The 17,995-nt window shown below is 72.0% G+C and carries 15 protein-coding genes and 2 pseudogenes; 11 read left to right on the top strand and 6 right to left on the bottom strand.

The genetic code is table 11. The annotated features are described in order from the left end of the window. Positions 1 to 9 precede the first annotated feature (9 nt). Positions 10 to 453 (top strand): nuclear transport factor 2 family protein, encoded by a 444-nt coding sequence (locus J7I98_RS38095; RefSeq protein ID WP_214929646.1) that lies wholly within the window; start codon positions 10 to 12, stop codon positions 451 to 453. A gap of 58 nt (positions 454 to 511) precedes the next feature. Here J7I98_RS38095 and J7I98_RS38090 read toward each other — a convergent pair whose 3' ends face one another. The 3 genes from J7I98_RS38090 to J7I98_RS38080 form a co-directional block, all read right to left on the bottom strand. Next, complete coding sequence (locus J7I98_RS38090; protein ID WP_374225219.1) at positions 512 to 1,228, bottom strand: BTAD domain-containing putative transcriptional regulator; 717 nt, start codon at positions 1,226 to 1,228, stop codon at positions 512 to 514. 340 nt (positions 1,229 to 1,568) lie between these two features. Continuing rightward, entirely contained in the window at positions 1,569 to 3,119 is a 1,551-nt protein-coding gene (locus J7I98_RS38085) for a GMC oxidoreductase (protein WP_214929644.1), read from the bottom strand. 211 nt (positions 3,120 to 3,330) lie between these two features. After that, entirely contained in the window at positions 3,331 to 4,005 is a 675-nt protein-coding gene (locus tag J7I98_RS38080; protein WP_214929643.1) for an O-methyltransferase, read from the bottom strand. A 238-nt stretch (positions 4,006 to 4,243) separates the two neighbouring features. Here J7I98_RS38080 and J7I98_RS38075 point away from each other — a divergent pair, with 238 nt between their 5' ends. From J7I98_RS38075 to J7I98_RS38040, 8 genes are all read left to right on the top strand, one after another. Further along, entirely contained in the window at positions 4,244 to 5,047 is an 804-nt protein-coding gene (locus tag J7I98_RS38075; protein ID WP_214929642.1) for an SDR family NAD(P)-dependent oxidoreductase, read from the top strand. A gap of 35 nt (positions 5,048 to 5,082) precedes the next feature. Next, positions 5,083 to 6,126: an aromatase/cyclase gene (locus J7I98_RS38070; RefSeq protein ID WP_214929641.1), complete on the top strand. Its 1,044-nt coding sequence runs from the start codon at positions 5,083 to 5,085 to the stop codon at positions 6,124 to 6,126. Continuing rightward, on the top strand, positions 6,119 to 7,969 hold the full coding sequence (locus J7I98_RS38065) for an AMP-binding protein (protein ID WP_214929640.1): 1,851 nt from the start codon (positions 6,119 to 6,121) through the stop codon (positions 7,967 to 7,969). Before J7I98_RS38070 ends, J7I98_RS38065 begins: the two co-directional genes overlap by 8 nt. Beyond that, positions 7,953 to 8,699: an SDR family NAD(P)-dependent oxidoreductase gene (locus J7I98_RS38060; RefSeq protein WP_214929639.1), complete on the top strand. Its 747-nt coding sequence runs from the start codon at positions 7,953 to 7,955 to the stop codon at positions 8,697 to 8,699. Before J7I98_RS38065 ends, J7I98_RS38060 begins: the two co-directional genes overlap by 17 nt. 22 nt (positions 8,700 to 8,721) lie before the next feature. Next, a complete protein-coding gene (locus J7I98_RS38055; RefSeq protein ID WP_251021786.1) occupies positions 8,722 to 9,519 on the top strand; it encodes an SDR family oxidoreductase in 798 nt (265 codons plus the stop codon). 10 nt (positions 9,520 to 9,529) lie between these two features. Then, complete coding sequence (locus J7I98_RS38050; protein WP_214929638.1) at positions 9,530 to 10,783, top strand: FAD-dependent monooxygenase; 1,254 nt, start codon at positions 9,530 to 9,532, stop codon at positions 10,781 to 10,783. Then, positions 10,780 to 11,553: a cyclase family protein gene (locus J7I98_RS38045; protein WP_214929637.1), complete on the top strand. Its 774-nt coding sequence runs from the start codon at positions 10,780 to 10,782 to the stop codon at positions 11,551 to 11,553. The genes J7I98_RS38050 and J7I98_RS38045 overlap by 4 nt, the downstream gene beginning before the upstream one ends. A 175-nt stretch (positions 11,554 to 11,728) precedes the next feature. Next, positions 11,729 to 12,715, top strand: a complete 987-nt coding sequence (locus tag J7I98_RS38040) for an aldo/keto reductase (RefSeq protein WP_214929636.1) — start codon at positions 11,729 to 11,731, stop codon at positions 12,713 to 12,715. Between the two features lie 106 nt (positions 12,716 to 12,821). On the opposite strand, the gene J7I98_RS38035 is transcribed toward J7I98_RS38040, so the two are convergent. Continuing rightward, a complete protein-coding gene (locus J7I98_RS38035) occupies positions 12,822 to 13,871 on the bottom strand; it encodes a ketoacyl-ACP synthase III family protein (protein WP_214929635.1) in 1,050 nt (349 codons plus the stop codon). Positions 13,872 to 14,049: 178 nt separating this feature from the next. Here J7I98_RS38035 and J7I98_RS38030 point away from each other — a divergent pair, with 178 nt between their 5' ends. Then, positions 14,050 to 15,051, top strand: a complete 1,002-nt coding sequence (locus J7I98_RS38030; protein ID WP_214929634.1) for an acyltransferase domain-containing protein — start codon at positions 14,050 to 14,052, stop codon at positions 15,049 to 15,051. Between the two features lie 72 nt (positions 15,052 to 15,123). Next, a complete protein-coding gene (locus J7I98_RS38025) occupies positions 15,124 to 16,728 on the top strand; it encodes an acyl-CoA carboxylase subunit beta (protein ID WP_374225220.1) in 1,605 nt (534 codons plus the stop codon). Between the two features lie 30 nt (positions 16,729 to 16,758). Here J7I98_RS38025 and J7I98_RS41905 read toward each other — a convergent pair. Both J7I98_RS41905 and J7I98_RS38015 read right to left on the bottom strand, forming a co-directional pair. Then, a pseudogene (locus tag J7I98_RS41905) lies at positions 16,759 to 17,241 on the bottom strand (Tn3 family transposase); the annotation flags it as partial. Positions 17,242 to 17,748: 507 nt separating this feature from the next. Continuing rightward, a pseudogene (locus tag J7I98_RS38015) lies at positions 17,749 to 17,995 on the bottom strand (hypothetical protein); the annotation flags it as partial.

The raw sequence follows: 17,995 nt of genomic DNA, 5'->3' as shown, positions 1-17,995 counted from the left end.
GGAGGTCCGATGCCGCACACCGGCACCACATCGCTCGACACGGAACGGCTGTACAGCGAGGTCTCACACTTCTACGCACGGCAGATGCAGGCGCTCGACGACGGGCGGACCGAGGACTGGGCGGAGACCTTCACCGAGGACGGGGTCTTCGTCCTGCACGGCGGACATGACCGGGCGGTCGGCCGACAGGCCCTCGCCGCGAGCAGCTCCAAGGCCCGCGCCGCGCTCGCCGAGCAGGGCATCAGGCATCGGCACTGGCTCGGCATGCTGACGGTGGATCCCCGGCCGGACGGCAGCGTGGCGGCCCGGTGCTACGCGCTGGTCGTTGCCACCGCCCTCGGCGGCACCCCCGTGGTGCACCGCAGCACGGTCTGCGAGGACCTGCTGGTGCGCGAGGGCACCGGGCCGTGGCTGGTGAAGCACCGTCAGGTCAGCAGGGACGACCTGACCTGACGCCGGTCCGCGGGGCCCCGGTGGGGCCCCGCGGACCGGTTCGGGGGACGGGCGCCGGTCAGCCGGCCGGCTCGTACGACAGGCCGCGGCCCCGAGGCTGGTACTGGGGTGCGGTGGGGGAGAGTATCGCGCTCTGCAACTGCTGGAGGAACCAGGCGGGTTCCATGCCGAGTTCCTTCGCGAGGGCATGGCGCAGCCGCTGGTACACGTCCAGTGCGCAGGAGCGCCGCCCGGACCGCCACAGCGCCCGCATGTACTGGGCGTGCAGATTCTCGTGGAAGCGGTGGTGGGCGGCGAGCGTGCCGAGCTCGCCGAGGAGCTCCTGGTGCCGGCCGAGCCTCATCTCGGCGTCGATGCACAACCCGAGGGTGGTCAGCCGCAGTTCCTCCAGCCTGGTCACGTGAGCGGTGACCAACTGGCCGGCGTCCACGTCGACGAGCGCTTGCCCCCGGTACAGGTCCAGCGCCCGGCGCAGCAGGATCACGCCGGCCTCGTCGTCGCCCTGGCCGATCGCCTCCCGGCCCTGTTTGGCGAGTTGGTCGAAGCGATACAGGTCGAAGGTCACCTCGGGGACCTTGAGCATGTACCCGGGCCCGGCCGTCACCAGGTGCTCGCCGACGCCGGGGTCCGCGCGCTGCAGCAGTTTGCGGAGCGTCAGGATGTACGTCTGGAGCGTCGTTCTGGCACTTGCCGGCGGCCGGTTCCCCCACAGCTCCTCCACCAGGACCGAGACCGGGACGATCTGGTTGCAGTAGAGGAGAAGAAGTGCCAGCACCTTTTTCGGTTTCGGAGCGCTGGGAACGCACGTTATGTCCCCGAACCGTAATTCCAGCATCCCCAGTATGCCGACGGAAATTTCCATCCGTTCTCCCCCCATGTCTGCGTCGCCGTATGCCTGATGCCGTGCCGCGCTTGCCCTGAGTGCTGACATCGCCCGGCCGCTTCGCGAGCAGCGCCTGTGATCACCCGAACGCTACCCAGAAGAGCGGCCGAAATCCGCCAGAAAAATACTTACGCGAAGGGCGTTGTAATGGTATAAGGCGGCGGGAAAATCGACTGTTTCTCCACAAGACGGCCGACCGGTGCATCGTGGGGGGCAGGTCGGCCGTGTGCCTTCAGCCCAGGATGCGGTGCAGCGCCTGGTCCACGCATCGGTCGGCGAGCGCGGTGACGGTCAGCGCCGGCGGCACCGTCGCCATGGTGCCGGGGATGAGCGAGCTGTCGATGACGTAGAGGTTGTTGTAGCCGTATAGCCGCCCGTCGGTCGTGCACGCCTGGCCCAGCACAACGCCACCGAGCGTGTGGGAGGTGGTGTCGGCGTTCAGCCGCAGCGTGGAGGTTCCGGGGTTGGCGGCGTTGATCCGGTCCACGGTGGCCGTCACCGCCTGGGTGGCGCGCAGGGCCGAGGGACTGGTGCTCGGCCAGGTCAGGGACACGTCGTCGGTGGCCGCGTCGTAGGTAAAGTACCCGTCGGCGGAGCAGGTGGTCATCGCGAGGGCGCCGAGTGCTCCGGTGCCGTCCGCGGGCGGTCTCGGCCACGGGAAATTGATCATCGTGACGGGTTCGTAGGGGTTGTTGTTGTCCTGGGCTACAATGCCGGACGGACCGCCCTGCGTGGGGTTGTTCCAGGGCATGCCCACCCGTACCGTCTGCCGGTCGCTGTTGGTGCCCCAGCCTCTGCCCACCGACGCGCGCAGGGCGGGCAGGCTGCCGCGGTCCCTGGCGGCCACCAGCAGCCGGCTGGTGCCCAGCGAACCCGCGGCGAAGAAGACGTGCTCCGCGCTGTACTCGGGCCGTGCCACCACGGCACCGGTGTCATCGATGCGCTCGCACCGAACGAGGTAGCGGCCGGCGGAGGGCACCACGTCCACCACCCGGGTCAGCGTCTCGACCGACACCCGGCCGGTAGCCTCGGCGGCCGCCAGGATGGTCCGGTCGACGCTGCGCTTGGCACCGCTGTTGGCGCCCCAGATGGAGCGGGCGATGATCAGCGACGCCTCCCTGGTGCCCGCCTGCTCCTCCCGTACCGTCTGCCAGTCCACCGCCATGTCGGCCCGGAACGGCGCCAGTCCCGCGGCCGTGGTCTCGGCGGTGAACGAGCGGGCGGCGGTGTAGTGCGTGGAGGCGTACACGTCGTCCGGCATCGGGGTCGGACCGATCAGCGAGCGGGCCCTGGCGTACCACTGCTCGCTCATCTCGTCGAAGTCGATTTTGGTGCCGAACGCCCGGTTGAACGCGGCCTGGGAGGGCTTGAGCATGACGGCGTTGTTGACCAGCGAACCGCCGCCGACGCCCGCGCCGGCCAGGGCGATGACCCCGTTGGCCTGGAAGGCCTCGAGCACCCCGGGGTACACGTCGAGCTGCTGGCTGACGAAGGGGCTCCAGGAGTTCAGCCACGAAGCCCGGCCGTCCGGGGCCGCGGGGGTGGCGAAGGTGCCGCCCTGGGCGGTGATCGGCCACCGCTTGCCGCGCTCCAGGACCACCGAGTCCAGCCCGGCCTGCGCGAGCCGGAGCGCGGCGACGCTGCCGGCGTAACCACTGCCGATGATCAGTATCTTGACGGATTCCGCGGCGCCGGCGGAACGCAGCGGAAGGACTCCGAGCGCCGCACCTGCCGCGACACCGGTGAGGAACCGGCGACGGGAGAGCCCGCTTCTGCCTGACATACCACTCCTTGACTGAGTGAAGAACGGTCCTGGAACGGGTGCTGGAACGGGCCGCGGCCGACCTGTCCGGCCGACGGGCGGCGCGCGGCCGCCGGGATGCCACCGCATTCATCGCGGCGGCCGCGTGCAAGGCCGCTTGCAGGCCCCTTGTACAGCCCGCGGTCGGCCCCGCACGGTGGGCGGCCGTACGGAGGGCGTGGCGGCGGGGGGATCAGCGCTTGCGGGCGATGGTCAGGCCGTCCGCGAGCGGCAGCATGACCACCTCGACCCGCGGGTCGCCCGCGAGCGCCGGGTTGAACTCACGCAGCGCGGCGGCGTTTCCGGTCACCGGCTCGTCACCGAGCACCCGGCCGCCGTAGAGGACGTTGTCGAAGACGATCAGGCCGCCCGGCCGGGTCCGGACGATCAGCTCCTCGTAGTAGGCGGCGTAGCCGGTCTTGTCGGCGTCCACGAAGGAGAAGTCGACGCTCTCCTCGCGCGGCAGGGACCGCAGGGTCTCCAAGGCGGGGCCGAGGCGCAGCTCGATCCGGTCGGCCAGCCCCGCCGACTCCCACCCGTCCCGGGCGATGCGCGTCCACTCCTCGCTGGTGTCGCAGCACAGCAGGTGTCCGTCGGCGGGCAGGGCGCGGGCGATGGACAGCGAGGAGTACCCGGTGAAGGTGCCCACCTCGATCGCCCGCCGGGCACCCGCCATCCGGGTCAACAGGGTGATCAGGGCGCCCTGTTCGGGCGCGATCCGCATGCCGGCCTTGTCGCCGGTCTCCTTCTCGGTGCGTGCCACCAGGTCGTGATGGGCGGGCAGCGGTGCGATGCCGCTGGCGACCGCGTAGTCGACGACCTCCTGGGTTGCCGGCACCCGCATCGGCTGGTCGGCAGGAAATTCCATCACCACTCCTTTATCAGGTCTCCCACAGGCCCCGGTGTTCGCCAGGACGTGGACAACGTAGGAGCGGTGGCTGGAGAAGCACTCGAAAACCAGTCCACGCCCTCGCGGCAGCGCTCCACCCGTGCTCGAGCGGGCCTCGACCGGCTCCCGGCAGCCTCGCTGGCGACGCCGGGCACCGGCCCCACGCACCGGCCCGTGCCCCGAGAACGCCGCACTGCGGCCAGGAACGAGGAGCGAGATGCCTGCCAGCGACACCAGCACCCCGACGGACCGGCGCACGGCCCTGATCACCGGCGCCACCAGCGGAATCGGGCTCGCGATCGCCCGCGCCCTGGCCGAGAGCGGACTGCGGGTCTTCCTGTGCGCCCGCTCCGCGGAGAACGTCGCCGCCACCGTCAAGGAACTGCGTGCCCAGGGGTACGAGGCCGACGGCACGACGTGTGACGTGCGCTCCCGCGCGGAGGTGACGGCTCTGGTCGCCGCGGCCGTCGCGGCGTACGGCCCGATCGACGTTCTGGTCAATAACGCCGGCCGCAACGGCGGCGGCGTCACCGCTGAACTACCCGACGAGGTCTGGTACGACGTCATCGACACCAACCTCAACAGCGTCTTCCTGGTGACCCGGGAGGTGCTGTCGGCCGGCGGGATACTCAGCCAGCCGCGCGGACGCGTCATCAACATCGCCTCCACCGGGGGCAAGCAGGGCGTCGTCCTGGCCGCCCCGTACTCCGCGTCCAAAGCCGGCGTGGTCGGCATGACCAAGGCCCTGGGGCTGGAACTCGCCGCCTCCGGAACCACCGTCAACGCGGTCTGCCCCGGGTACGTCGAGACCCCCATGGCGGAGCGGGTGCGCCGGGCCTACGCCGAGGCGTGGAACACCGGCGAGGAACAGATCCGCGAACGCTTCGAGGCCAAGATCCCGCTCGGCCGCTACACCACCCCCGAGGAGGTGGCCGCCATGGTCGGCTACCTCGCCTCGCCGGCCGCGGACGCCGTCACCGCGCAGGCGCTCAACGTCTGCGGCGGCCTCGGCAACTACTGACCGGCCCGCCGCCCCCCTTTCGGAAGGTGCACACCGTGTCCCAGACCACGCCCCGGACCACCACGCCCCCTGCTCCGGACCTCACCGTCAGCCCCTCGCGGCGCACACCGGGCGAGCGGCCCGGTGACCCGACCCGCGTCGACGTGGCGCACACCGTCACCGTCCCGGCCGCCCCGGCGGTTGTCTTCGCCCTGCTCGCCGACGTCGAGCGGTGGCCGCTGATCTTCCCGCCCACCGTTCACGCCCGCTTCCTGGAACGAGCGCCGGAGGGTGGCGGTCCGGAACGGCTTCAGCTGTGGGCCACCGCCAACGGCGGGGTGCGCACCTGGACGTCCCGCCGGCTGGTCGATCCGGTGCGGCAGCGCATCTCCTTCGGGCAGGACCGGCCTGTGGCACCGATCGCCGCCATGGGCGGGGAGTGGATCGTGCGCCCGGTGGCAGGCGGCAGCGAGGTGGTGCTCACCCACGCCTACTCCGCGGTCGACGACGACGCCGAGACGCTCGCCTGGCTGGAGAAGGCGGTCGACGGCAACAGCCGCGCCGAGCTGGCCGCCCTGGCCGAAGCGGCCCGGGACGCCGGAACCGGCCGGGAGACCGGCTTCACCTTCCGCGACAGCCTGCGCATCGACGGGACCGCCGCCGCGGTCCACGCCTTCCTGGACCGCGCGGAGCACTGGGTAGAGCGGCTCCCCCACGTCGCCCGGGTGAAGCTCACCGAGGATCTGCCCGGCGTGCAGATCCTGGAGATGGACACCCGGACCGCCGACGGCTCGTCCCACACCACCCGGTCGGTCCGGGTCTGCGCCGCGCCCCACAGCATCCACTACAAGCAGCTCGTCACCCCGGCCCTGCTGCGCGTGCACACCGGCAGCTGGTTGCTGGCGGAGGACGAGGACGGGGGCGTCACGGCGACCGCCGAGCACACCGTCGTACTGGCGACGGACGCCATCGGCCGGGTGCTGGGACCCGACGCCACCGAGGAGCAGGCCCGGACCTTCGTCCGGGACGCGCTGGGCCGCAACAGCTCGGCGACCCTGCGGCAGGCCAAGGCCTTCGTGGAGGGGACGACCAGTGCCTGACCCCCTGGACGGACTCCCGTCCCGCGCCGATCTGCTGCTGCGGGCCGGCGCCCGCCGGTCCGGCGACCACCCCGCGCTCGTCCTCGGCGGCCGTACAGTCACGTACGCGGAGCTCGACGAGGCGGTGGACCGGTGCGCCGCGCTGCTGCGGGAACGGTTCGGCGCGGCGGGCGCGGTCGTCGCGATCGGGGCGGACCTGCACCCCGACGTGGTGATCGCCTACCACGGTGCCCTGCGCAGCGGGAACCTGGCGCTCCCGGTGGTCCCGCTGCTGCGCGAGCAGCAACTGCAGTACGTGCTGGAGAAGTCCGGCGCGCGGGCCGCCCTGGTCGGTGCCGAGCTCTACGCGCGGCTGCGCCGGATACGGGGCGGGCTGCCCGGGCTGGAACTGGTCGCGGTCCTCGGCGAGGGCCCCGTGGAGGACGACCGGCAGGCGCCGCGTTTCGCGGACCTGCTCGACGCCGCCGGTCCCGGCGTGCCCGAGCACCGCGCGGCCCCGGACGATCCGGCCGCGCTGCACTTCACCAGCGGCACCACGGGGATGCCGAAGGCCGTCGTGCTCAGCCACCGCAACGTGACGGTCAACGCGGTCCAGACCGCCCGGGCACACAGTCTGGACCGTACCTCCGTCACCCTCGTGCACTTCCCCAGCTACCACCCCATGCACATGAACTCGGCCCTCGCCGCCGGAGCGACCCAGGTCCTGGTGCCCGCACCGGACCCGGCGGAGGCGATCGAACGGGCCCGCGCACACGCCGCGAGCCACGTGTACCTGCTGCCCGCCCGGCTGGCCCAGCTGGCCGCCCATCCCCGGCTGTCCGAACTGCGGCTGCCGGACGCCCGGATGATCGCCTCCGGCGGTTCCGCGCTCGCCCCGGCCCTGGCCGACACCCTCTCCGGGCATTTCGGCATCCCCGTGGTCCAGGGGTACGGGCTGGCCGAGACCTCGCCCCTGACCCACTTCGACCAGCCCGGCGACCACAGCCCCGGATCGGTCGGCACGCCGGTCGAGGGGACCGAGCACCGGGTGGTGTCCCTGGACGACGGAGCGGTGCTGCCGCCCGGCGAGAACGGAGAGATCCAGCTCAGGGGACCTCAGGTGATGCGGGGCTACCTCGACGGCGAGCACGGCCCGGCCGTCGACGCCGACGGCTGGCTCGCCACCGGTGACGTCGGCCGGATCGACCCGGACGGCCGGCTCCACCTCACCGACCGCATCAAGGACGTCTTCAAGTGCGACAACTGGCTCGTCTCGCCCACCGAGATCGAAGCCGCCCTCGCCGAGGACCCGGCCGTCGCCGACAGCGTCGTCCTCGACCGGCCGCACCCGGTGTCCGGCGCGGTCGCCCACGCCCTGCTCGTCCTCACCGACCCCGGCTCCCCCGGGGAGGCGGAGCGGATCATCGGCCGGCTCAACGCCCGGTTGCCCTACTACAAGCAGGTCCGCGGTCACGAGGTCGTCGCGCGGCTTCCGCGTACCCCCAACGGCAAGATCCCGCGGCGCGAGCTGCGGGCTTCCTTCCACGCACGACTCGACGGAGGTTCCCCGATAGTGATCCTGATCAACGAGTTCATCCTGACCTCGGCGCCCGAGGAGTTCGAGAAGGTCTTCGAGGCCAGCTCGGTGTACATGCGCACGCAGCCCGGGTTCATCGACCACACCCTGGTCCGGTCGCTGACCAACCCGAACGTCTACACCAACATCGCACGCTGGGAGGACGCGGCGGCACACCTGCAGGTCGTGCAGTCCGAGGGCTTCCAGGAGCACATCCGGGAGCTCACGTCGGTCGCCAAGGCCACGCCGCAGCTGCACACCGTGGTGTCGCATGTCGAACGCGGCTGACCCGCTGGGCCTGGTCGGCGCCCGGGTGCTGGTGGCCGGGGCGACCGGACTGGTGGGCGGCGCGGTGGTGCGCGCCTTCGCCGCGGCGGGCGCCGAGGTCGTGGTGCACGGCCGGGACGAGAAGGCGGCCGGCGCGCTCGCCGACCGCGTCGCCGCCGAGCACGGCGTCCGCGCGCATCCGGTGACCGCCGACCTCGCCGCGCCCGAAGGCCCGCAGGCGCTGCGCGCGGGACTCGACGCGGCGGGCGTGGACCGGCTGGACGTCCTCGTCAACTGCGTCACCGGCTACGACGGACGGCCCCGGCCGGCCGCCGCGCTCACCGCCGAGGAGTTCCGCGCGCTGCTGGACACCGACCTGGTCGCGGTCTTCCGCCTGGTCACCGCCGCTCTTCCGCTGCTGGCCGCGGCCGGGCGGTCCCGGGTGGTGCTGCTGTCCTCGCTGGCCGGGGTCCGCGGCCGGCCAGCCGCGGCCCACCTGTGCTCGGTCAAGGCGGCGGTGGCCGGTCTCACCCTGGCCCTGGCCCACGATCTGGCGGGCGAGGGAGTACGGGTCAACTGCGTGGCCCCCGGCCCGGTACAGGAGCCCGGTACGCCGCACAGCGGTCCCCTGGGCCCGGGCATCGTCCCGACCACCCCCGACGAAGTGGCGGGCTGCGTTCTCGCGCTCGCCTCCGACCTGTCCGCCCCCGTCAACGGCCACCTTCAGGTGGTCAACGGCGGTCGGCCCTGATCACGCGAAGGCGGTTTCGCACATGAACGAGCAGCGCAACGCGCACCACTCCCCCGACCCCGGTCCCGAACCCCCACGCCTCTTCCCGCCCGGCCGGATCGCCCTGGTCACCGGAGCCTCCCGCGGACTCGGCCGGGCCGTCGCCCACCGGCTGCGAAAGGCCGGCTGCCACGTCTACCTGAACTACGCCGGCGACGACGCGGCCGCCGCCGAGGCCGTCGAGGCGGCCGCGGACCTGCCGGGCAGCACCACACCGGTCAAGGGGGACATCCGCTCGGCCGAGTTCCTGGCCGGCCTGCTCGACCGGATCCGGGACGAGCACGGGCAGTTGGACATCTTCGTACACAACGCCGCCACCATGCACCCGATGCTTCCAGTGGCACCGGAGGTCGGCCCCCTCTTCGACGAGATCGCCCTCGCCCTCAACCCGCTTCTGCACGGCGCGGGCACGATCGCCAAGCTGATGCCGGAGGGCGGCCGGGTCATCGCCGTCTCCGGCAACGGGGCGTTCGAGGTGATCCCGCACTACCTCGCCACCGGAGTCGCCAAGGCGGCGCTGGAGAACCTGGTGCGCTATCTCGCCGTCGACCTGGCGCCGTTCGGCATCACCGTCAACGCCGTCTCCACCCATCTGCTCGACAAGGGAGAGCACACTTCCAACAAGGCCATCGCCGGGCTGCTGGCGTCCCGCACCCCCAACGGCCGCCTCACCCGCCCCGAGGACGTCGCCGACACGATCGCCCTGCTGTGCGCGCCGGAGGCCGCCTGGATCCAGGGGCAGGTCGTGGTGGCGGACGGCGGCCTCGGCCTGCGGGCCTGAGGGGGCGGACGTGGACATCACCACCGACGTCTGTGTGGTCGGCGCGGGCCCGGCCGGCCTGACGCTGGCCTTGCTGATGCTGCGGTCCGGCGCCCGGGTCACCGTCGTGGAACGCTCCCGGTCCTTCGACCGCGAGTACCGGGGCGAGATCCTCCAGCCCGGCGCGATGACACTCCTGGACGACCTGGGCGTGCTCGCCGGAGCACGCGCCCGCGGCGGTTATGAACTCGGCCGGTTCCAGCTCGTGGAGAACGAGCGCCTGCTGATGAACATCGACTACGGGACCCTCCCTCCGCCCTACGGCTTCCTGCTGAGCCTGCCCCAACAGCATCTGCTGACCGAGCTGTTCGACGCCTGCTCCCGGTATCCGGACTTCACCTACCTGGACGGCTGCGGCCTCCGGGAGCTGTCCGGCGACGGGAACGCCGTCACCGGCATCGTGTGCGGACAGGGCGAGCGGCGCCGCCGGATCACCGCGCCGATCACGGTCGCCGCCGACGGCCGGTACTCGAAGACCCGGCGGCTGGCCGGGATCGAACAGCACCGTCTGGACGCCTTCGCTCACGACATCCTGTGGTTCCGGGTGCCGGCCGGGGACCGGCGGGACCGTACGGTGCGGGTGCACCGCACCGACGGCGCACCGGTGCTCATCTACGACTCGTACCCGGACTGCGTGCAGATCGGCTGGACCCTGCCGCACAACGGCTACCGGAAGATCGCCGAGGAAGGAGTGGAACGGCTGCGGACGCGGATCGCGCGGGCGGTCCCGGCGTACGCGGACCAAGTGCTCGAACAGGTCAAGGAGCTCGGCGACCTGACCCTGCTCGACGTCTTCTCCGGCTACGCCGAGGAGTGGGCGGCCGACGGACTGGTCCTGCTCGGCGACAGCGCCCACACGCACAGCCCGATCGGCGCCCAGGGCATCAACCTGGCCGTGCAGGACGCCGTTCTACTGCACCCGGTGCTGCTATCGGCCCTGCGGACCGGCGACTTCGGCAAGGCGGCGCTGTCGGCCTGGGTGCCGGACCGCCGCAAGGACATCGAGAAGGTCTTCACCCTGCAGGCCCGGCAGAGCAAGGCGATGCTCGGCGGCGGAGGCCGGATCGCCGGGGCGGTCCGGCCGCTGGCTGCGCGTGCCCTGGCGCACACCCCGCTCTACGGCAAGATCCTGCGCGCCATCGCGTTCGGGGCCCGGCCGGTCACGGTGCGCTCGGACCTGTTCGGCGAGGCGGAACCGACACGCTGGGAGGCTGCCGGAGCATGAGAATCATCGATCTGTCCTCACCCATCGACGCGTCGTTCTGGGAACCGGACGAGGTGGTGCACCGGGTGCTGGACGCGCATCAGGCGGCCCTGCACGTCCGCGACGAGATGAAGGAGCACTTCGGCCTGGACCTCGACCCGGACGTCTTCCCGGACGGCGCCTTCCTCACCAACGACTACCTGACACTCACCACACACACCGGCACCCACGTCGACGCCCCCGCGCACTACGGCCCCGCGGCGAACGGACGCACCCCCCGGACCATCGACCAGATGCCGCTGGACTGGTTCGTGCGGCCCGGCATGGTGCTGGACCTGCGAGAGGCCGGGACGGGCACGGTCGGGGTCGAGTACCTGGAGCGTGAGTTCGCGCGCGTGGGGCGCCGGCCCCGGCCGCTGGACGTCGTACTGCTGCACACCGGCGCCGACCGGCACCTCGGCAAGCCCGAGTACTTCACCGAGTTCACCGGCCTGGACGGGCCGGCCACCAGGCTGCTGCTCGGCCTGGGGGTACGGGTGATCGGCACCGACGCCTTCAGCCTCGACGCGCCCTTCACCCACATCATCCGCGAGTACCACCGCACCGGGGATCGGGACGTGCTGTGGCCGGCCCACTTCGCCGGACGCCAGGAGGAGTACTGCCAGCTCGAACGACTGGCCAACCTGCAAGACCTGCCGACCTCGACCGGGTTCACCGTCAGCTGCCTGCCCGTGAAGATCGCCGGGGCCGGTGCGGGCTGGTCACGGGTGGTGGCGCTGATCGAGAAGTGAACGGCGGCCGACGCAGGAAGGAACGTCCCGGCCGACTCCGCGATCTCCTGACAGGCAATTACTTAGTCGGCTACATTTCGAACAGTGCGGGCTCGGACCCGTGGTCCTCGCGGCGCGCATCCGGCGTCGGTTCCCCCCTCGCACCGCCCAACGGGCGGGCTATGGAAAGGCATTCATGGAGAACAGGAAACTCGGTTCGGCCGGTCTCGCGACCTCGGCCCTCGGCCTCGGCTGCATGGGCATGGCGGGCGCGTACGGGGCGGCGGACACCGACGAGGCCGTCGCCACCGTCCGCCGAGCGCTGGACCTCGGAGTCACCTTGATCGACACGGCCGACTTCTACGGGCCGGGCACCGCCGAGAAGATCGTCGCTCAGGCCCTTTCCGGCCGCCGGGACGATGCCGTGGTCGCCACCAAGTTCGGGATGCGGCGCCCGGCCGCCGGCCCGCCCTACGTCGACGGCAGCCCCGCGTACGTCCGCGAGGCCTGCGAGGCCTCCCTGCAGCGCATGGGCCTGGACCACATCGACCTCTACTACCTGGCCCGGCTGGACCCGAAGGTCGACATCGAGGAGACCGTCGGCGCCCTCGGCGAACTCGTCGCCGAGGGCAAGGTGCGGCACATCGGACTCTGCGAGGTCTCCGCACGCACCCTGCGGCGGGCGCACGCGGTGCACCCGATCGCGGCCCTGCAGACCGAGTACTCGCTGTGGGAACGGCACGTGGAGGAGGAGATCCTGCCCACCTGCCGTGAGTTGGGCACCGGCTTCGTGGCCTACAGCCCGCTCGGCCGCGGCTTCCTCACCGGAGCCTTCGACAGCGCCGACGACCTGGCCGAGGACGACCAGCGCCGCAACCACCCGCGGTTCCAGAGCGAGAACTTCGACCACAACCGCAATCTGGTGCGCACGGTCGAGGAGCTGGCCGAGAACAAGGGCATCAGCCTCACCCAGCTCGCGCTGGCCTGGGTGCTGGCACAGGGCGGTGATGTGGTGCCGATCCCCGGCACCCGGCGCATCACCCACCTGGAACAGAACGCCGCGGCCACCGAGGTCCGGCTGACGGACGAGGAGGCCGGCCGGCTCTCCGACCTCTTCCCAGTCGGCGCCACCGCCGGGCCGCGCTACCCCGCGCACTTCATGCGGACCATCGACCAGAGCTGACGCCCGTTCAACTGACGTCCGCTCAAACCGCCGGAAGCGGGGCGCACACCCGGTGTGCGCCCCGCTTCCGGCGTCCATGGCACAGGACGGCCGCCTCAGCGCGGCGTCATGACGTCCAGCCCGGTGCCCGCGTCACCTCGACCACCGCGCACGACCAGGTGAAGCCGGCTCCCACGCCCATCAGCACGCACCGCTCCCCGGCCCGGAGAGAGCCGGAGAGCACCAGGTGCTCCAGAGCGGCGATCTGGTCCCCGGCACCCAGATGCCCCACCCGGCTGCTGAACTCCCAGGCGGTGCACTCGGCGTCGATGCCCAGCGGGCGCAGGCAGTTGGTCTCCAGGCGACGGCGCCCGAAGTGCGGCAGCACCCACCGGGAGATCTCGGCGGCGCTCACCCCGGCGTCCGCCAGTGCCTCCTTCACGGCGTCGCGCTGCCCGGCCGCCACCCGGGACACGCTGAACGACATCCCGGCCCGGTCGACGTACCTCTTCTTGTGCCCCTCCAGATCGAGCACGCCCGGCGGCGCGGTCCGTGCCACCCCGAAGGGATCGCCGGCGCGGTGCATCCCCTCCAGTTCCGGGTCCGAGACCAGCACCAGCGAACGCACCCGGGCGAATCCCTCCCGCGCCGACAGCAGCATCGCGGTGCCGCCGTCGGCGTAGACGGTGCCCGGGTCGCTGTGCCAGCGGTCGAAGCCCGGCGGGCAGAACCGGTCGGCCGTGGTGACCAGCACCTGCCCGCACCCTGGCCCCGGCTCCGGCCCGGGCGACAGCATGGTGGACGCCAGGAAGAGCGCCGCCATGCCCCCGTTCGACACCTGGCGCACCTCCAGCGCCGGACAGCCGCCCGGCAGTACCCGCCGCTGCACGTAGGAGGCGGTGCCCCACAGGGCGTTGCCCTGGTCGTACAGGCTCGCGTGCAGCAGCAGCTCCACCTCCGAGCCGTCCGTTCCGGCTCGCTCCAGCGCGCGGCCGGCGGCCCGCACGGCCATCTCGGCGGGCACCTCGGTGTCGTCCGCGCAGACCGTCACCGACCGCATGCCGCTCTTCGCGGCCGCGGCCGCCTCCCACTCTCCCCGAGCCACCGCCTCGGCCACCGGCAGCGCGGGTGGCAGCCAGCTGCCGAGACCGGCGATGTACAGCTGATCGCACCTCATGGACGCTTCCTCTCCGGGCCCGGACCCACGGGCGCCGCTCAGATCGTCCGGCCCGCTTCTCGACCGTGGATCGAGGACCGCTGGAGGACCTCGATCCACGGTCGAGTGAATCTGTAGCGGGCCCCGCGAGGATCGGCCGCGGCGGACCGCTCGGGGCGGTGTGCCGAGAGGAGGAACCATGTCGCGCTCAATGCCGGCCGCCGGACCGGAGCCGCTTCCCGTGGCGCTCCTGCTGCCGGGCCAGGGGGCCCAGCACCCGGGCATGGCCACCGGTCTGTACGGTCACGACGAGGCCTTCACCGGCGCGGCGGACGAGGTGTTCGCCGCACTCGGCGCGGACGGCGGCCGAGTGCGCGACGACTGGCTCGGGGACCGCCCCCGGGTACCGGTGGACCACGTCACCCGGTCCCAGATCCTGCTGTTCACGATCGACTACGCCCTCGGGCGGACCGTCGAGTCGTGGGGGGTGCGCCCGGCCGGGCTACTCGGTCACAGCGTCGGCGAGATGGCCGGGGCGGTCCTGGCCGGGGTGTTCGCCGTGGCCGACGCCGCCCGACTGATGTGGGACCGGGTGACCCGGCTCGCCGAAGGGCCGGCCGGCGGGATGGTCGCGGTGGCCGCGGCCCCCGATGCGCTGGCGCCCTACCTGCGCGGCGGCGTGGTGGTGGGCGCGCACAATGCGCCCCGCCAGACCGTGCTGGCCGGCCCCGAACCACAACTGGGCGAGGTCACGAGCCTGTTGCGGGAGCAGGGCATGGTGTGCCGGACCGTGCCGGCCTCGACGCCGTTCCACAGCCCGGTGCTTGCGCCGCTGGCCGCCCGCGCGGAGCCGGCCTTCGCCACGGTGCGGGCGCGGCCGCCCGCGCTCCCGCTGATCTCCGGCTACACCGCCGCCCCGCTCACCGCCGACCAGGCCGCCGACCCCGCCTGGTGGTCCTCCCATCCGGCCGCGCCCGTCCGGTTCTGGCCCGCTCTGGACCACCTGCTGCGCGGCCCGGGCCGGCAACTCGTGGAGTGCGGGCCCGGCCGGGGGCTGACCGCCATCGCCAGGCGGCATCCGGCGGTGCTGGCCGGACGCAGCCGGGTGCTCCCGCTGCTGCCGGCCGGCCCGGCCGATCAGGCCGAGGCCCGCGACTGTCTGGCCGCCGCACGGTCCGTCCTGGACCCGGCCGCCGCCTGACCGGCCCTCATATCCGTCCGACCGGGTCCGATACCGTCCGGTGCCCCCTACAGAGAGGCTGCGATGACGACCATGGAAACACCGGCCCCGGCCGCCGCCGCGCCGACTCCCACGACGCCGCCAGTGGCCGGTATGCGGCAGCGGGTCGACGAACTCGGCGCGCTGCGCGCCCAGGTGCACGCGGGTCCGGGTGAGAAGGCCACCGCGGCCCAGCACGCGCGGGGGAAGCTGACCGCCCGTGAGCGGATCGACTTGCTGCTGGATCCGGGGACCTTCCACGAGGTGGAGCCGCTCCGCCGGCACCGGGCCACCGGTTTCGGCCTGGAGCTGAAGCGGCCCTACACGGACGGGGTCATCACCGGCTGGGGCGAGGTGGAGGGTCGGACCGTCTTCGTCTACGCCCACGACTTCCGCATCTTCGGCGGCGCGCTCGGCGAGGCGCACGCGGCGAAGATCCACAAGATCATGGACATGGCACTCTCGGCCGGCGCGCCGTTGGTGTCGCTGAACGACGGGGCCGGCGCCCGCATCCAGGAAGGCGTCTCGGCGCTCGCCGGGTACGGCGGCATCTTCCTTCGCAACACCCGGGCCTCGGGCGTGATTCCGCAGATCAGCGTGATACTGGGCCCGTGTGCCGGGGGCGCGGCCTACAGCCCGGCGCTGACCGACTTCGTGTTCATGGTGCGCGGTACCTCGCAGATGTTCATCACCGGTCCGGACGTCGTGCAGGCGGTCACCGGCGAGCAGGTCACCCAGAACGGCCTGGGCGGCGCCGACGTGCACGCGGAGACCTCCGGAGTCTGTCACTTCGCCTACGACGATGAGCAGTCCTGCCTCACCGAGGTCCGCTACCTGCTGAGCCTGCTGCCGCAGAACAACCGTGAGCGCCCGCCCCGGGCCGTCACCGGCGACCCGGCCGGCCGACGGTCACCGGCGCTGCTGGACCTGGTGCCGGCGGAGGGGAACCGGCCGTACGACATGCATGAGGTGATCTCCGAGCTGGTCGACGACGGCGAGCTACTGGAGGTCCATGAGCGGTGGGCCCCCAACGTGCTATGCGTCCTGGCCCGACTGGCCGGCGAGGTCGTCGGCATCGTCGCGAACCAGCCCATGGCGCTGGCGGGCGTCCTGGACATCAAAGCGTCCGAGAAGGCAGCCCGCTTCGTCCAGACGTGCGACGCGTTCAGCATTCCGCTGGTCACCCTGCTGGACGTCCCCGGCTTCCTGCCCGGCGTCGGCCAGGAGCACAACGGGATCATCCGGCACGGGGCCAAACTGCTGTACGCCTACTGCGACGCCACCGTGCCGAGGATCTCAGTGATCCTGCGCAAGGCGTACGGCGGCGCCTACATCGTCATGAACTCCCAGTCCATCGGCGCCGACCTGACCTTCGCCTGGCCCACCAACGAGATCGCCGTGATGGGCGCCGAGGGTGCCGCCAACGTCATCTTCCGGCGCCGGATCGCCGAGGCCGCGGACCCCGAGGCGACGCGCGCCCTGCTGGTCAAGGAATATCAGGCGGAACTCATGCACCCCTACTACGCGGCGGAGCGCGGGCTGGTGGACGACGTCATCGACCCCGCCGACACCCGGCAGACGCTCGTCTCCGCGCTCGCCATGCTCCGCACGAAGCAGGCGGAACTGGCACCCCGCAAGCACGGCAACCCGCCGCTGTGAGGCCGTAGCCCCTGACTGGCGGCGCAGGGAGTGGATGGACTCGCCCCGGTTCAGCTGCCGGGCGATCTTGCGCCGGTAGACCGGATCGGACAAATACTTCGCGGCGTAGATCGTCCTGCGGATAGCGCCGTACTCCTTGAGCGCGGTGGCCAGCGCGTTCTGCCGGGACGACGCCGACAGCTTGCCCACGATCAGGGAAGCGGTGGCGTGCCCGTACTTCAGCGACCCCGAAAGACGGAGCAGGTCGTCCCAGTGATCCGCTACGAGGTCGAGGTTGGCCTTCTTCGTCAGCAGCGGCCCCGCGATCGGGAAGCGTTCCTCGTAGTCGCCTTTGGCGCCCATCCGGTAGAGGGTGATCTTGCCCAAGTCCCGGATACGCGGGGACAGTTACTTGCCAACCAGGTCGAACAGGGCGAAGTTGACCAGAGTGACGCCATCCGTGTCGGTGGCGTGCTCGGTGATCGGCAGATCGGTGGCGTTGCCCAGAATCTCGTCCAGCACGTAGTGCGCTTCGCGGTGGGTGGCCGCTCAATGAGGCGGCCGCCGGTGGTGCCGGAATCAGGAACCGCGCGGCTCATTTGGGTGGCGAGGGCGAGGCCTTCGAACGGGCTGTCCAGCTGTACGCACCGGGTGGGGCGTGTCCCTCCGCCTGCGGCGCCGCGCCAGGCAGGCCCGACCGGGCGGCGGACCCGGCCGTACGGCGTCACGGCGTCTTCTTGGAGATCCACTCGCCGACCTCGCCGGTGAGCTTCTTGACCAGGTCTTCGGTCCGCGGCATGCGCGCACGCGCGTGCGCTGGGCCGGGAGGGCGTCAGCGGCTTCTGGGGCGACCTCAGCGCGCTGGGGCGCATCGTCGTCGCCGTCGGCCATGGCGGAATCTGCCCTGGAGTTGAGTGACCTGCACCACATTCGGTTCGGTTACGCTGCCGTCGAGGTGGGCGCCGGGGCCGTGTCGCGCGCATGCCCAGGTCGGCCGTCACCGCAGGTCGGGGCATACCTGTGAGTTTCCTGAGTCAACCTCTATGCCGCCAGAGGCTCCTCGGCGATCGTGTTGACCTTGCTGTTGGCTTGGTGGACGGCGGGGTCGTAGCAGGTGCCGTCGCGCCAGCAGGCCCACATCACCCGGAGCCAGGAGCGGGCCAGGATGCGGACGGCGTGGGGGTGTCGCTTCTTGCGGGCGCGGGCATCGTTGTAGATCTTGGCCGCCCAGTCGCTGCCGTGCCGGCTGTTGTCGGCGAAGGTGGTCAGCGCGACGCGGGCTCTTCGG

The organism is Streptomyces sp. ISL-98 (genome assembly GCF_018614055.1).
Lineage (GTDB): Bacteria > Actinomycetota > Actinomycetes > Streptomycetales > Streptomycetaceae > Streptomyces > Streptomyces spiramyceticus.
The sequence above is the reverse complement of the archived record's forward strand: the minus strand, read 5'-3'. Positions and strand labels throughout refer to the sequence as shown.